Source organism: Thermosporothrix hazakensis (assembly GCF_003253565.1).
GTDB lineage: Bacteria > Chloroflexota > Ktedonobacteria > Ktedonobacterales > Ktedonobacteraceae > Thermosporothrix > Thermosporothrix hazakensis.
This window is the reverse complement of record NZ_QKUF01000018.1, coordinates 1-14,547: the sequence shown is the minus strand read 5'-3', so window position 1 is coordinate 14,547 and position 14,547 is coordinate 1. Positions and strand designations below refer to the sequence as shown.

The following is a 14,547-nucleotide window of genomic DNA, read 5'->3' as shown; positions in this document are numbered from 1 at the left end:
AGCTCCTTCTCGCTTTTGTCAGGATTACTTGCTTCGCTTCCGCAGCAGCGCAATGACAGCGATAGCAGCCACAGCCGCGATCGCCACACCGGTGTACATATTCTTGCGTGGCGGCACTGCACAGGTTGTTCCATCCTTCTGCACGACATACCCGAGCATATCGAGCATCTGGCCATAGACACGACGCAGCCCAAGCGGTGCGAATGTGCGTTCAAAGAAACCACCAACGCCTTCGCCTCCCTGCCACTCACTGGCAACACTCACCCGGGTCTGAGCACCCTCACCTTCCGGTGTCAGCGTCCATGTGGTGACAAACGAAGAGTTCGCGTCCTTTTCCTGCAACACTTTCCCTTTGACCACCTCATTGACGCTGATGTGATAGGATCGCTCCCGCTGAGCCGCATGGAACCGATAATCGACCACTGTTCCTTCACCCTTGCCGCCTTCTACTACCTTATAATCTTCATAGTTGGGAGGCAAAATCAGCGGTCGTTTTGTTTTGTAATCAGTCAATACTTCGTAGATGTCCTCGGGACGGGCATTATAGACACGTTCGCTGGAAACAATGATCTGGCTCATCACACATCATCCTTTACATTCTATCTACAATTGAGAATATGCAACATTTTCAATATCGTTCCGGGCAGTCTCAGCCATCTTCCACGACTGCCCGGTGCTCTCCTCATGCTGTATATCATAGCACTTTCATGGAGAGCGCTGGCAGGAAAATGGCGTACATCTACCGTCTTTCCTATTACGAACCTACGAGCGAGGAAGGTCACAGGTGGCACAAAGGGGAAGAAATTCAGAGCGCGGCCATAAAAAAAGGGCCTATCCGAAGTCTTGAAACTGCTTTGTTTCCCGACAACTAATAAGCTCATCATCTGCTTAACTGTGTTGGCATATACGAATATCCCGTTTAAGCTTCTTCTTTCTCCCACATATGCGCATAGACAATCAGGGATTTATCCAGTGGAATCTCTATCCAATTCACGCAATCAGATGCGGGCAATACATTTTCGTCATCTTTGCCCTGGACACTCCCCTCCACGCCTGGCATGAGAGCAGGTCGTGCTACCGTCTTATGGTCGGGGACAAAAATAAAGAAGTCTTCCTGCGGTAATACCTGGATACTCATACCGTTTCCTTCCTCCTTTGGGTGTAACAAATATGTTCACGTACTTTCCACTACTCATTATAGCCAGCCAATGTAAAGGGAATATGAAAAAGGGTTTAGAAATTCCTTAAAGAATTTTCGGCTATCCGCTTCTCCAAACCCGCACTGGCCGCTATCTTATTGGACAGGTCAATACAATCGGGCCCAACCCCTTACAACTCAAGGATCTCTGCTTGATTGGTCTCCGTATCGTAAATGGCACAGGTCGACCTGCCCTGAAGCCCGAGCACATCCCCCGGATTCAACCAGAGACACTCACCAATACGCTCCTCATGGAGCTGATGCGTATGTCCACAAAAGACGGCCTGATAATCGCCGGTACGGGCCAGCGCCTTTCCATAGAACGGATAATGCGTGACCGCGATTTTCGCTCCCGCAAATTCCAGTTCGGCATACTCACCGTGTAACTGAAGATTGGAAAAGCCTTCGTGCGCAAGTTGCAGCATGGTAAAGCGATCTCCATCGCCATTCCCGAACACACAATGAATCTCCAAACCCGAAGCGCCCATGATACGCGCCGGCACAGGAGAACAGAAATCACCACAGAAAATCAGCGTTGAAATACCGCGCTGCTGATACAGATCCAGCAGCTTCCGCAACTTATCGAGATTGTCATGCACGTCTGAAAAAACACCCAGTAGCATCTTTTCCCCCCTTTACCGCCCTCTATGCGGTGAATGATGCACTCGTCCTACTCGAAATAAGAGGTATCACTTCAGTTTTTAGAGAATATCGCTTTTCATACGTCTATATTGATAGAAACAGTGATAGAACACTGATCGAAACAGGAAAGCTTTATTCTCGCACGTTTCACATTTAAAGGAAGAATCGCTCCTCAACAGAGAGGATATCACTATGCTGGATAGCCACGAACTACTTAATACAACGCTAGGAAACTGTCGTTTGACTCGTATTCTTGGTCAGGGTGGCACGAGTACCGTGTATCTCGGCAGACAACAACATCCAAATCGCTTTGTTGCAGTGAAGGTTCTGTATCCCCGCTCCACCTGGGAAAGCTATGAGATCTTCCACGCCCGTTTCTGGCGAGAGGTGCACATCATTTCACGCCTCTCACACCGTCATATTATTCCGATCTACAGTTATGGGACGCAACCCTATCCATATCTGGTTATGCCCTATGCGCGAGAAGGTAGCTTGGAAGATATGCTTGCGCGTTCCGGTCCCCCTCCATTCTATCGCGCCATCCGCTATATCCTTGCAGCCTGCTCGGCGCTCGACTACGCGCACCAGAGGGATGTTATCCATCGCGATCTGAAGCCCGGGAACTTGCTTCTCCTCACTCCTGATACGCTGGTTCTGGCTGACTTTGGCATTGCTAGCCTGCAAAGCTCCTCACTCTGGGGAGAGCAGCCAACTCTGACCAGCAGCAATATCGTTCTGGGAACACCCGCCTACATGGCCCCTGAAATGTTCATGACACGTGACATCGATCATACCGTCGACATCTATGCGCTAGGCATCCTGCTCTATGAGCTGCTAGGTGGACAGATTCCCCGCAAGCAGCATCCTCCATTTCAGGCGGTAAACCCACAACCACTGCTTTCGCTCTCACAACAGCGACCAGAGCTCCCCGCCGCCATTGACATGATTATCTGGAAGGCAACCGCATATCAGCCACACAGGCGCTATCAATCAGCACGACATCTGGCACAGGACTTGCAAGCTCTTTTTGTGGCCCCTGACGATCAATACACAGTGTATCGTTCGCTGTATCATTATAAGCCTGCACACCGGAAGCCCGTTTCCTCCGCGCTACAGAACACATCGCGAAAACCTCCAGATCAGAAGAGGCGATCTGCTCCGCGCTCCACAGAGCCGGCCCCCCTATGCCGCCCCGTCGTCGCAAAAGACGACATACAGGCTTTCTCCTTCTCTGGCTACTCCTGCTCCTCGGTCTGTGTAGTGGTATAGCCTTCCTCTCGCTTATCGCTGCCGTCTCAGCAAAGACAACATCTCACCCCGCGCACGCCGTCATCGCTACATACTTTGACAGTCTTCAGCAACACAACTATCAGGCTGCCTATCACTGTCTCAGCCCTGTCTATCAGAAAGATCACCCGCTGGACGATTTCATACGCGGCTTTACCTCCACCCGCGACCAACATTATGAGATCAACAACACAAGCTACCAGTCACCGAGGCAAGTTACTATTGAAATTACACTGACGGCCACTGAAGTGCTCACAAATGGACGGACATATCGCGCGGTCTACATCTGGACTGGAACGCTTCAGTGCAATGCCCGCGACCAATGGGAGATTCTCGCTATACAGCAGCATCTCATTGCTCGCGCCGAGATCGCAGCTTAATCCGTTTGCTTCTTCTGCCCCATCAAATACTGTACCATCAAGCGAATGTTTCGCGTATGAGCCTCGTTGTAATAGCCATGCGATATCTGTTCACTCCCGCCAGCAATCGCCTCTTCATAAGGAAAGTGAACGGAGCGGACCGCATCTTCCAGAGTCTGTTCATCAACTTGCTGTTGTGCCAAAACCTGTTGACAGCGTCGCTCCAACTCCTGAAAATAGGCGAGATTGCGCGTAATCAGTGCCGGATCATTCTTCTCGCCATGACAGCAGAGCATATGAGCGGGCTGCAAAGCCTGTAAACGTTCTAGCGTGGCAAACATCACAGGTACACTCTCGGCATCCGCCAGCGAAGGGAACGGATCTTCCACGGCATCAAAGGCCAGCAGCAGGCGTATCTCTGGAATCCAGACCGCGATATGATCGGGCTGATGTCCCGGCGCGTGGAACAGTTCCAGCGTCATATCGTCACAGTTGATCGTCATACGATCGGAAAATGTCAGCGTCGGCGGGACAAGCTCTACGTTATGGAAACAAGCAAACTGCTGCTGATATTCCCGCAAAGCCTCCTGAGCTTCGGCAGAAAGCATACGCTCCCGACAGCGCTCGTGAGCGATAACCGGGGCAAGGAAAGTACCACGAAAATAACCATTGCCCCAGGTGTGATCCCAGTCCGCATGGCTGTTGATAATCAACAGGCGTCGTCCGCGCAAATACTCGCGCACCTGCTCAAGCTCCGTTTCCATGTCCTCAGGACCAAGCAAGGTATCACATATCACCACATAGCGCTCGGTCAACAATACAAAACCATAGACAAAGAGATTCTCCGTCTCTCCATCCTTGCTGAAAGATGAGCGAAAAACACGCACTCGATCATCATCTATCAGCCCGACAACAGGCACAAAGCCACGTTTCGCCAACATTGTATCATCCTCTTTAGACATAAACCCTCCACCCCCCATCTCTCTCTTTTGCAGCGTTTCTCATAGCGTGCTCACTCACTGAAGGCTGCGCTTCCACGCATCAGCCGCCGAAATCAGCTTTCAGCAAACGTCAATCACCTCCCGCGAAAGCAGGAGGCTTGTGTCTGAACTCCACTGCCACTCAGAGCACCGTTGCAGGCGTTCTGCATTGGCTTCCTTGTTCGACACATCAGGGACAAGTGACACGTACCCCGTTCTCGTCCGGTCCTGCCGGGCAGAAGCGTTCTCCGTTCGATGCGTGTATCAGTTCAATGCGCGACTGGATCTTGCTGCACGTAATTGATGGTACTATCCGAGAAAAAGCGTGTCAAGAATTTTGAAGAAAGTGTCATTTTTGAGAGGAAGCCTCTGCTGCTCTCTCTTTGACACGCTTCTACCTCCGTTGCAACAGACCCATTCCTCCCCGGCTTGAAAGCCGCGGACTTCCTGTGAATTCCCCGCTTTTAGATCCGCTCTCTATAACTCTCTATAAAAGAGAACGCAAAATTGTCAATTTCGTGACAGAGGTATTTCTGCTCCCACATGTAAAGGACAGCATACCCGTCAAGTCGCTTTCTCATTATCGTGTTTTTCGCGTCTCCGGTCAATATCTTATAAAAAAAGACGGTGCCACGTCTGAAACGCGACACCGTCCCTCCCGATACAAGGAAAAGCTAAACAGTGAGTTGTGCAAGCGCCAGTTGAACGGCTTCCACAAAATCTGTGGTACTGGCAGATCCTCCTTGATCGACGGTCAACACTCGGCCCTCCTGATAGATCTGCGCCAGCGCCGCTCGGAGCACTTCTGCCTGCCGAGCATAGCCATACCGCTCAAGCAACATTGCGCCTGAAAGCAGCATTGCCGTGGGATTGATCACATTCTTTCCAGCCAGATCAGGCGCAGACCCGTGGACCGGTTCAAAGTAGGCATAGGAATCACCATAACAGGCACTGGGAGCCAGCCCCAGTCCGCCGATTGTACCGCTTGCCGCATCTGCCAGAATGTCGCCATGTTCGTTGTTCAGCACGACAACGTCCAGCGTCTCCGGCACCGCAATCAGACGGCGTGCCAGATCATCAACCAGAAACTCCTGATACTGTAACTCGGGATACCGCGCCACTGTCTCCCGCACAATCTCACGGAAACGGCCATCCGTTTTCGGCAGGATCGAGTACTTTGCGCCGAGCGTAACCCGTCCGGGATAACCAGCCTCTTTCCGCTTGAGGGCGAGCTGGCAGGCAGCATCAGCGACCCGCTGTGACTGCTCATCAGTGCAAACACGCACGGCATAGGTTCCCTGCTGTCCCTCTACCGGTGGCTGCCACCAGCTTGAACTACTGGCAAGGGCAGACAATTCGGAAAGCGCCCCTTCACGTGGTGGATACATCCCTTCCAGATTTTCGCGCACAATCACATAATCAATGCGTTCTGGATGCGCCATCGGGCTCTGATAGCCGGGATACCAGCGCACCGGACGAATATTGACGGCGGTCTGCTTGCCCCAACGCAAATACCAGAGGACAGGGCGACTCGGGCCACCACTCGCGCCAAAGAGCGTGCAGTCAGCCGCATCAATGGCCTCACGGGTCTGGGCCGGGAACGGATCACCATGCAGCGCCTGGGCCTCACGCCCGCTGATCGCTTCCACAAAGCGAATATCAGGGGCCAGTGCCCGCAACACCTCAACCGTCGGACGCACCACTTCAGGCGCGGCATCATCACCCGGAATCACACAAACAGTCACAGGCTTCATCGCAGGGTGCCTTCCCTTTTAATGTAATTGATGATTCCACCGGCCTCAACAATTCGTGCGACAAAGGGGTCAAGCGGCTGCGCCTGGAATACCTGTCCCGTTGTCAGATTACGGATCTGACCAGTCTCCAGATCGACATCTATTTCCTGTCCGTCGTCGCTGGCAAGCACGGCCTCCTCACATACCAGTACCGGCAGACCAATATTTACAGCATTGCGATAGAAGATACGGGCAAAGCTTCGTGCGATTACCACCTTTACCCCGTTCGCCTGAATAGCAGCCGGAGCATGTTCGCGAGATGAGCCGCAGCCGAAGTTGTGTCCTGCCATCACGACATCACCCGGCTGTACCTCCTGCGCGAATTGAGGCAAGATCTCACAGAGGCAGTGTTTCGCCAATTGTGTTCGATCAGTCGTGACGTTGTAGCGTCCGGGAATAATCACATCAGTATTGATATTGTCTCCAAGCTTCCAGATACGGCTCATTCCTGTTCGTTCCTTTCTCGTACTGCACCAGCCAGAAATTCGCGGGGATCGGTGATATGTCCGGTCAGAGCGGTCGCGGCAACGGTTGCCGGGCTCCCCAGATAAATTTCAGCGGTCGGGTCACCCATGCGTCCGGTAAAGTTTCGATTCATCGTGGTCAGGGCACGCTCTCCGGGGCCAAGCACACCATAGTGACGCCCGATACAGGGACCGCAGCCCGGCGTGCCAACCGAAGCACCTGCCTGAACAAATGTCTCAAGATAGCCGAGGCGCATCGCCTCAAGATAGATCTCACGAGAGGCCGGGATGACCACCATACGAATATCAGGATGGATCCGCTTGCCACGCAGGATGCTGGCGGCGATCGCGAGATCGTCGAGGCGGCCATTGGTGCAGGTCCCCAGGAAGACCTGATCAATTTTGATATGCTCGACTTCCTGAACCGGAACCACGTTATTCACATCAGGCGGGCAGGCAATCAACGGAGACAGCGTCGAAGCATCGATCTCAACAACACGCTCATACTGCGGATTGTGGGGTGCAAGCATCGGGTACTCTTTATCAGTACGTCCGCGCAGCCATTCCACAGTCTTCTCATCCGGGGCAACCAGGCCGGCCTTTCCACCCATCTCGATCGCCATATTACAGAAGGTAAAGCGCTCACTGATTGAGAAGCGACGCACCAGATCACCGGTATACTCAACAGCACGATAGTTCGCGCCATCGACGCCAACACGGCGCACCATCTCTAATGTGACATCTTTCGCGTATACACCGAACGGGAGTTCACCGGTCAGATGAATGTTGATGGTAGAAGGAACCCGGAACCACGTTCGTCCCGTCGCGTAGGCCACACCGATGTCAGTAGACCCCATCCCTGTCGCAAACGCTCCAAGCGCTCCGTAGGTGCAGGTATGACTATCAGCGCCCACAATTACCGAACCGGGGGTTACAAAGCCCTTTTCCGGCATCACCTGATGACAGATGCCCTCTTGCAGGACCTCGATTTGCTGTTCACGAGCAAACGAGCGTACATCCCGTTGTAAGGTAGCTGCTGCGACCGTTGCAGCCGGAATGATATGGTCAAACACAATATGCGCGCGCTGAGCGTTAAACACCCGGCCATTCTCAGTCAGCTTGCGAAAAGCCTGAATGGCAAGCGGCGATGTAGTGTCATGGCTCATTACATGATCGACTTCAACAACCACAGTCTCACCCTGCGTTACAGGGCGCCCGAGCTTATAGCTAAAAATCTCTTCGGCTAGCGTTCCCATACGAGATTTCCTTTCTCTTGATACCAGTTGAGAATAAATGTATCGACTTCATCTTGACTCATTGCACCTGTATCCGCCCGCTCTTTCAGCGCCTGCGTCAAGTGCACAATTTCATCGGCGTTCAATTCAATGCCCAGAGCCGCAGCGCGATGCCCGACTGCATAGCGCCCGGTGTAACGAGACCCGACTTCCACGTTGCGGGCAAGGCCAAAATCCTGCGGGTCCAAAATCTCATAGGCACGCGGATTACGTAAGACGGCCTTTGTATGAATTCCAGCCCGATGAGTAAAGGCCCCGGGCGCTGTAATCGGATTGTTGAACGGGATCGAGAGATGCAGGCACTCCGCAACATAGCGATCCACTTCCGGCAGACGGGTCAGATCATAGGTTGCCAGCCGCTCAGGATAATGGATATACAACTGAGCAATCAGCCCGCTGAGCGAGGCAATCCCGTTGCGCTCGCCGATTCCCAGCACCGTCACATCGAGGCAGTCAGCGCCCCCTTCAAAGGCGGCAACCGTGTTTGCCACCGCACAGCCCGTATCGTTATGGCCATGAAACTCGATCCCGACGCCCGGATAGCGTTCCGCACAGAGACGCACCAGACTTTCCACCTGGCGCGGCGTGGCCACACCGACGGTATCAGGGAGACCAATCCGCTGTGCGCCCGCCTCCACAACCGCGTCAAAGGTAGTGAGCAGATCCACCAGATCGCTGCGAAACGCATCCTCGGCAGAGAAGCGCACGTAACGCCCCGCTGCTCGGATCTGACGGATCAACGGCACAGCATCCGAGATAATCTGCTCGATACGCTTCCCGTGACTGAACGAGCGCAGTTCCGGTGAGGTGCCATAGAAGAGATTTAGCCCATCAACACCGGTCTCTAAGGCGGCCTGTACATCGGCCTCAGCGCAACGCACATGCGCAACAACCCGCGCCCGAAGTTGGAGTCCACAAATCTCCTGCACAGCTCGGCGTGTCTCCGCCGACGCAATTGGTGAAGGCACTTCGATAAATGAAACTCCGACCGCATCCAGCAGGCGAGCAATCTGCACCCGTTGCTCCAGCGTAAAATAGGCGCCGGTTAATTGCTCACCCTCTCTCAATGTCGTATCCAGTACATGTAGCGTTCTCATCTCTCTGCTTCCCTTCCCCCTGCGATCTCTTGTAAGACCAGCTCAAGTACCCTGATAGCATGCTGATACTCTGCAATGCGAATATGCTCCTGTGGTGTATGATCGAGCCGAGAGTCCCCGGGCCCATATGCGACAATGTTCTGTCCCCAGACCGGGCCCACAACATTCATATCTGACGTGCCGGTTTTGTATTTAAACGACGGTGCTTGTCCGGTAGCTCGTAGCGCAGCAATAAAGGCTCGTGCAAGGGGTGTAGTGCGCGTGCTGCGGAAGGCAGCTTCCTCTCCCGAGAAGCTCAGGTGAATATCGGCCTCGCAGGCCCATTGCACCAGTTGGCGTCTCAAGCCTGTGATGTCAAATTCGGGCGGTAAACGGTACCCGATCATAAAGCGGGTGCGATCGATCAGGCCATCACTCTCGCTGCTGATACTGCGCAATGAGGGCATCAGCGCGGCAAAGGCAGAAGCTCCAGCGTGCTCGGCGTTCCAGGCTTCGGCATGCTGTCGAACTCGCTCCCAGAAAGCGGCCGCCCGCTCACTGCTGCTGCTCTGTGGTCCAGCACTATGGCTCAGATCACACTCTACACAGCAATCCAGCAGGAGACGCCCCTTATACCCGATCGTTACTGCTGCGCTACCGCTTGGCTCACCAATAATGCAGGCGGCAGGCTGATAGCGCTGTACCACTGCTCGCGCGCCTCGAGACGTCGCGGCCTCTTCCTCAACCGCTCCAATGACCACGACCGGGCGGGAGAGCTCACCACGCTGATGCGCTCTCGCAGTCGCAACTACAAACGCCGCCAGTGGTCCCTTCGCATCAACAGCACCTCGGCCATAGAGAACCCCATCTTCAAGCCGTACTGGGATATTGCCCGGTACTGTGTCCATATGCCCGAGCAGCACTACAGGCTGGATCTCACCAGGTTCAGCATGGGTACAGGCGACGAAGTTTCCAGCTTCATCAACCGAGGCATGTAATCCCATCACTCGTGCCTGCTCTGCCAGGAAATGCGCCAGACGTCCTTCTTGCCGGGAAAGACTGGGGATCATCAACATCTGTTGTAGCAATGCCACTTCCGGCGCTTCGGAGACAGGCTGTTCTGCCGGCTGTACCGGCTCTGTCGTAGCACCAAGCACCTCGGCCAGCACATCGATCACATGGTTCAATTGCGCTTCCTCGATAACCAGAGGAGGCAAGAGGCGGATGACGTTCGGGCCCGCAGGCAGCGCAAGGATGCCTCGCTCACAGAGCATCTCCAGATAGGGCTGAGCTTTGCGCGTCAACTCGATTCCGATCAGCAGACCACGCCCTCGCACCTGACGAATAAGCGGAGAGCGCAGAGAGCTCAGGCGGTCAACAGCATGAGCACCAAGCTGCTCGGCATGTTGCGGCAAGTGTTCACGTTCGAGAATGTCCAGTGTTGTGAGAGCAGCGGCACAGGCAAGAGGATTCCCCCCGAAGGTGCTTCCATGAACGCCCTTGCCAATACGTCCACTCTCGATCACGCGCGTTCCAAGTGCAATAACGCCCATTGGCACACCACCGCCAAGCGCTTTCGCCAGACACAGGATATCCGGCTGAAGGTCGTAGTGCTCACAGGCAAAGAGCCGTCCCGTTCGCCCGAACCCGGTCTGAATTTCATCGACGATCAGCAGTGCACCACGCTCGCGGCACAAACGCGCAACACCGGCGACATATTCAGGTGTCGCGATATGTACGCCTCCCTCACCCTGCACCAGCTCAAGAATAACGGCTGCCGTCTCCTCGGTAATCGCACGATCCATCGCCCCAAGATCGTTATACCGCACATGTGTAACTCCCGGCATCAATGGCGCAAATGGCTCACGGTAGTGGCGCTCCCAGGTTGCAGCCAGCGCTCCCATTGTGCGTCCGTGAAAGCCGCGCAGGGCCGCCACAAAACCAGTACGTCCGGTTGCCAGACGCGCGAATTTGAAGGCTCCTTCGACGGCCTCGGTTCCACTATTGCAGAGGAAAAAGCGCTCCAATCCAGCCGGAGTAATCCGGGCCAGCCGTTCAAGCAATTGTGCACGGACATCATTATAAAAGATCTCCGGGCAGGTGATCACCCGTTGCGCCTGTGCAGCCAGCGCAGCAGCGATCTCACTACGACCATGTCCGATGCTGGCAACGCCCATACCCGAAGCACAGTCGATATACTCGCGTCCGTCTGCGTCCCAGAGCAATGCACCACTGCCGCGCACAATCGCAACCTGACGTTTCCCATACACGCCGCTGGTAAACCGACTCTCACGCTCAATTATCTCGATATTTGGTGTCATAGCTGTGTTCCTCCTACTGCGACATGTATGTTTTCAATCATGGTTCCCGCTCCAAGCAACAGCGCACGTAACGAATCGTTGCCAATACAAACCCGGTTGACCCCGCGCTGCAAGGCCTCCTGAGCGCCCAACAATTTCTTACGCATCCGCCCACGAGCGTATTGCATATATGCATCCAACCGATCAGCCGGAATAGAACGGATCAACGACGCGTGATCCTCAGGATTCTCCAACAGCCCGGGAACATTGGTCATAATCGCCAGTGCATCCGCTTCCAGAGCCCCCGCGACCGCCGCCGCCGCTCTGTCGCCATCAACATTCAGACGTTCCCCCTCATAGCTCAAAGCCAGCGGCGCAATCACCGGAACGTAGCCCGCATCCAGCAGGGTACGCAGCAATGTGGCATTCACCTGTTCAATCTGTCCCGTGTAGTCATCGCGAATGATCTGCACACGTCCATCAGGGCGGAGCGAGCGAACCGCGCTCTTGCGCCGCGCCACTAACAGCCTCCCATCGACGCCGGCCAGTCCAAGCGCGTTGACTCCCTGCCGCTGTAGGGCCGCCACCAGATCCGTATTGATCTGACCGGCAACAGCCATCGAAAAGATGCGCAGGGTCTCGCTATCGGTATAGCGGCTGGTCATGCCTCCCGGTGTGGTAATCGTACGCACCTCATGACCAAGTTGCTGTGACAGCATATTGGTCAGGTCAGAGCCTCCATGCAGAAGGACCACGCGCTCACCCTCCGCGACCAGTTGCGCGATCTCACGAATGTAGTTTTCGGTTGCGACACCTGCCGCGCCGCCAATCTTCACAACGAGCGTCACTGTGCTCCTCCTTTCCTACACGGGATGCAGGCCGGGAAACAAAAGCCCCGCCGTCTCATCCAGACCAAACATACAATTCATTGCCTGTACAGCATTGCCTGCTGCGCCCTTCATCAGGTTATCCAGCGCGGCCATCACCACAACCCGACGCTGTGCCGCATCCAGTTCAAAACCAATATCACAGAAATTACTTCCGGCCAGAATCTTCGGCTCTGGATAGCGGTAGACGCCGCTCCGCTCCTTTACAATGCGGATGAACGGTTCGCGGCCATAGGCTTCACGGTAGACACGCCACAGCACCTTCTCATCAATCTGCTCATTCAGAAATACATGGGCCGTGACCAGAATACCGCGCACCAGTTCAACGGCCGTCGCTGAGAAGGCCACCGACTGGGTCAGACCGTCTGGCTGTCCGCGCAGCACACCTAGCTCCTGGATCAGCTCGGCGCTATGGCGATGGCCTGTCGGCTGAAATGAACGAACCGCTCCGCTTCGATCCGGGTGGTGGCTGCTGGCTCCGGGGGCCGCTCCCGCTGCCGAGGAGCCGATCTTTGCTTCTACAACCAGTGGCATCTGCTCATTGACCAGCCCCGCCCGATACAAGGGAGCCAGCCCCAGAATAGAAGCTGTTGCCATACAGCCGGTTCCGCTCACCAGCGTTGCCTCAGACAGCTCAGCGCGATGCAATTCGGGTAAGCCATAGACGGCCTCTCCAAGCAAATGCGTCGCCGGATGCTCCCCGCCATACCAGCGCTGGTAGAGGGTTGACGAGCGAAGCCGGAAATCCGCAGAGAGATCGATCACCCGAGGAGCCAGCGTTCTGTAATGCTCCATCATGCCAGCAGAAGCGCCATGTGGCAGACAAAGAAACAGAACATCACACGGCATCAGGTCTTCGGGGCGGCAGAAGCGAATCCCGGTCAGCTTACGCAGGTTGGGATGAACGCTGTGCAGAAACTGACCTGCTCGGCTTCCCGAAGCTACCTGTGTGATCTCTACCTCTGGATGGAAGAGCAGGAGGCGGGCCAGTTCGCCGCCAGTATAACCCGATCCACCAACAATTGCGGCTCGAATGCGACTCATCGAAGTACCTCCCCACGGACACGAGCGAAGATATAATCAATAATTTCGTCAGGAATGTTGACACCGGTCGGAACGATGCTATTCCGAAACTCCATCGTGGCATTAATCTCGTTGACCAGCAAACCACGCTCCTGGTCTTCAAAGAGGTCAACGGCCAGAATCCCACCACCAACGGCCTGCGCTGCCTGCATACAGAGCGCGTCGAGTTCTGGTGTTACCGGACAATTGGTGGTGACAGCGCCACGGGCCGTGTTCGTTACCCAGTGCTCACTGTTACGGTAAATCGCGCAGATCGTGCGCTCACCTACCACGAAGGCCCGAATGTCACGTTGTGGCTTGGCGACATGTTCTTGCATGTAGCGAATGTGGTGCTGATACCCGCCGAGGGTCTCCTGATGTTCAAGCACCGCTTCCGCCGCATCTCGATCATTTACCCGAGCGAGCAAACGCCCCCATGAACCTGTCACGGGCTTTAACACAACAGGATAACCGATCGTCTCGATTCCCTGTAGTGCGGTCTCTGCCTCGAAGGCGAGCATTGTTCGAGGCGTCGGCACTCCGGCACGTAGAAGAGCTAAGGTCGTTAGCAATTTATCATTGCAAGTCGTTGTGACAGCAGCGCTATTAAAGACGGGGATACCCCAACTTTCCAGTACATGGGCCACAGCCAGCCCGCGTGATTGGCTGACACTCCGACAAAAGACGGCATCAAAAGCGCGAAGCCGCTCATCAGGTCGGGCCAGGTCCAGCAACAGCGCTCCATCATCGATAATCTCAAAGTCAATCGAGCGCTTGCGCAGCGCTTCAATCAGCAACTTTTCTTCTACACGGATACGAGATGTCACAATCGCCAGCCGCATCGTTACCACTCCTTCCGAAAGGCGTCTCTGCGCCTCTTACTCCCCCCAGTCTTCCTCAACCTGGGGTGCAAGACCTACTTCGGGTTGCTCAACATTCAAAATCTCAAGTTCTGCATTGCAATCGGGGCAATAGATAATCTCGCCAACCATTGCATTGCTTTCCAGTGTGATATCTGCTGCGCATTCCGGGCATTGTGCCATGATAGTGAGTCCTCCTTCAAATCAAAACCTTGTGCAAGAGCAAATAAAAACGCCCTTCATCCTTCCTCAAGGAAGGACGAAGAGCGATTACTTTCTTTCAGTAAACGGCTCCCCGTGGTACCACCTTCTTTCGCTGTTGCCTCTCGGCAACAACCTCTGTG

At 54.7% G+C, this 14,547-nt stretch carries 15 protein-coding genes; 2 read left to right on the top strand and 13 right to left on the bottom strand.

The genetic code is table 11. The annotated features are described in order from the left end of the window. Nucleotides 1-24: 24 nt before the first annotated feature. The 3 genes from EI42_RS20815 to EI42_RS20805 form a co-directional block, all read right to left on the bottom strand. On the bottom strand, nt 25-579 hold the full coding sequence (locus EI42_RS20815; protein WP_111324568.1) for an SRPBCC family protein: 555 nt from the start codon (nt 577-579) through the stop codon (nt 25-27). A gap of 340 nt (nt 580-919) precedes the next feature. Further along, nucleotides 920-1,138 carry a hypothetical protein gene (locus EI42_RS20810; protein ID WP_111324567.1) on the bottom strand — a complete coding sequence of 73 codons (219 nt, stop codon included), beginning with the start codon at nt 1,136-1,138 and terminating at the stop codon, nt 920-922. A gap of 191 nt (nt 1,139-1,329) precedes the next feature. Then, nucleotides 1,330-1,821: a YfcE family phosphodiesterase gene (locus EI42_RS20805; protein WP_111324566.1), complete on the bottom strand. Its 492-nt coding sequence runs from the start codon at nt 1,819-1,821 to the stop codon at nt 1,330-1,332. Between the two features lie 211 nt (nt 1,822-2,032). Between EI42_RS20805 and EI42_RS20800 the strand changes: the two genes are divergently transcribed. Further along, a complete protein-coding gene (locus tag EI42_RS20800; protein ID WP_111324565.1) occupies nt 2,033-3,109 on the top strand; it encodes a serine/threonine-protein kinase in 1,077 nt (358 codons plus the stop codon). Continuing rightward, a complete protein-coding gene (locus tag EI42_RS20795) occupies nt 3,025-3,507 on the top strand; it encodes a hypothetical protein (protein ID WP_111324564.1) in 483 nt (160 codons plus the stop codon). Before EI42_RS20800 ends, EI42_RS20795 begins: the two co-directional genes overlap by 85 nt. On the opposite strand, the gene EI42_RS20790 is transcribed toward EI42_RS20795, so the two are convergent. From EI42_RS20790 to lysW, 10 genes are all read right to left on the bottom strand, one after another. Next, nucleotides 3,504-4,448, bottom strand: coding sequence for an MBL fold metallo-hydrolase (locus EI42_RS20790; RefSeq protein WP_211326283.1), 945 nt, complete (start codon nt 4,446-4,448; stop codon nt 3,504-3,506). The two genes, EI42_RS20795 and EI42_RS20790, sit on opposite strands and share 4 nt — an antisense overlap. Before the next feature lie 692 nt (nt 4,449-5,140). Continuing rightward, nucleotides 5,141-6,220 carry an isocitrate/isopropylmalate family dehydrogenase gene (locus tag EI42_RS20780; RefSeq protein ID WP_111324561.1) on the bottom strand — a complete coding sequence of 360 codons (1,080 nt, stop codon included), beginning with the start codon at nt 6,218-6,220 and terminating at the stop codon, nt 5,141-5,143. Beyond that, nucleotides 6,217-6,705: a 3-isopropylmalate dehydratase small subunit gene (locus EI42_RS20775; RefSeq protein ID WP_111324560.1), complete on the bottom strand. Its 489-nt coding sequence runs from the start codon at nt 6,703-6,705 to the stop codon at nt 6,217-6,219. Before EI42_RS20775 ends, EI42_RS20780 begins: the two co-directional genes overlap by 4 nt. Then, the gene (locus EI42_RS20770; RefSeq protein ID WP_111324559.1) at nt 6,702-7,979 is read right to left on the bottom strand and encodes a 3-isopropylmalate dehydratase large subunit; all 1,278 of its coding nucleotides are present in this window, start codon (nt 7,977-7,979) and stop codon (nt 6,702-6,704) included. The genes EI42_RS20775 and EI42_RS20770 overlap by 4 nt, the downstream gene beginning before the upstream one ends. Next, nucleotides 7,967-9,115: a LeuA family protein gene (locus EI42_RS20765; RefSeq protein ID WP_111324558.1), complete on the bottom strand. Its 1,149-nt coding sequence runs from the start codon at nt 9,113-9,115 to the stop codon at nt 7,967-7,969. Before EI42_RS20765 ends, EI42_RS20770 begins: the two co-directional genes overlap by 13 nt. Next, on the bottom strand, nt 9,112-11,415 hold the full coding sequence (locus EI42_RS33400; protein ID WP_111324557.1) for a [LysW]-lysine hydrolase: 2,304 nt from the start codon (nt 11,413-11,415) through the stop codon (nt 9,112-9,114). The genes EI42_RS20765 and EI42_RS33400 overlap by 4 nt, the downstream gene beginning before the upstream one ends. Beyond that, nucleotides 11,412-12,242: a [LysW]-aminoadipate kinase gene (locus EI42_RS20755; protein ID WP_111324556.1), complete on the bottom strand. Its 831-nt coding sequence runs from the start codon at nt 12,240-12,242 to the stop codon at nt 11,412-11,414. The genes EI42_RS33400 and EI42_RS20755 overlap by 4 nt, the downstream gene beginning before the upstream one ends. Before the next feature lie 15 nt (nt 12,243-12,257). Further along, nucleotides 12,258-13,325, bottom strand: coding sequence for an N-acetyl-gamma-glutamyl-phosphate reductase (argC, locus tag EI42_RS20750; RefSeq protein ID WP_111324555.1), 1,068 nt, complete (start codon nt 13,323-13,325; stop codon nt 12,258-12,260). Next, nucleotides 13,322-14,185 (bottom strand): lysine biosynthesis protein LysX, encoded by an 864-nt coding sequence (lysX, locus tag EI42_RS20745; protein WP_111324554.1) that lies wholly within the window; start codon nt 14,183-14,185, stop codon nt 13,322-13,324. Before lysX ends, argC begins: the two co-directional genes overlap by 4 nt. Nucleotides 14,186-14,221: 36 nt before the next feature. Next, on the bottom strand, nt 14,222-14,389 hold the full coding sequence (gene lysW / locus EI42_RS20740) for a lysine biosynthesis protein LysW (protein ID WP_111324553.1): 168 nt from the start codon (nt 14,387-14,389) through the stop codon (nt 14,222-14,224). Nucleotides 14,390-14,547 lie beyond the last annotated feature (158 nt).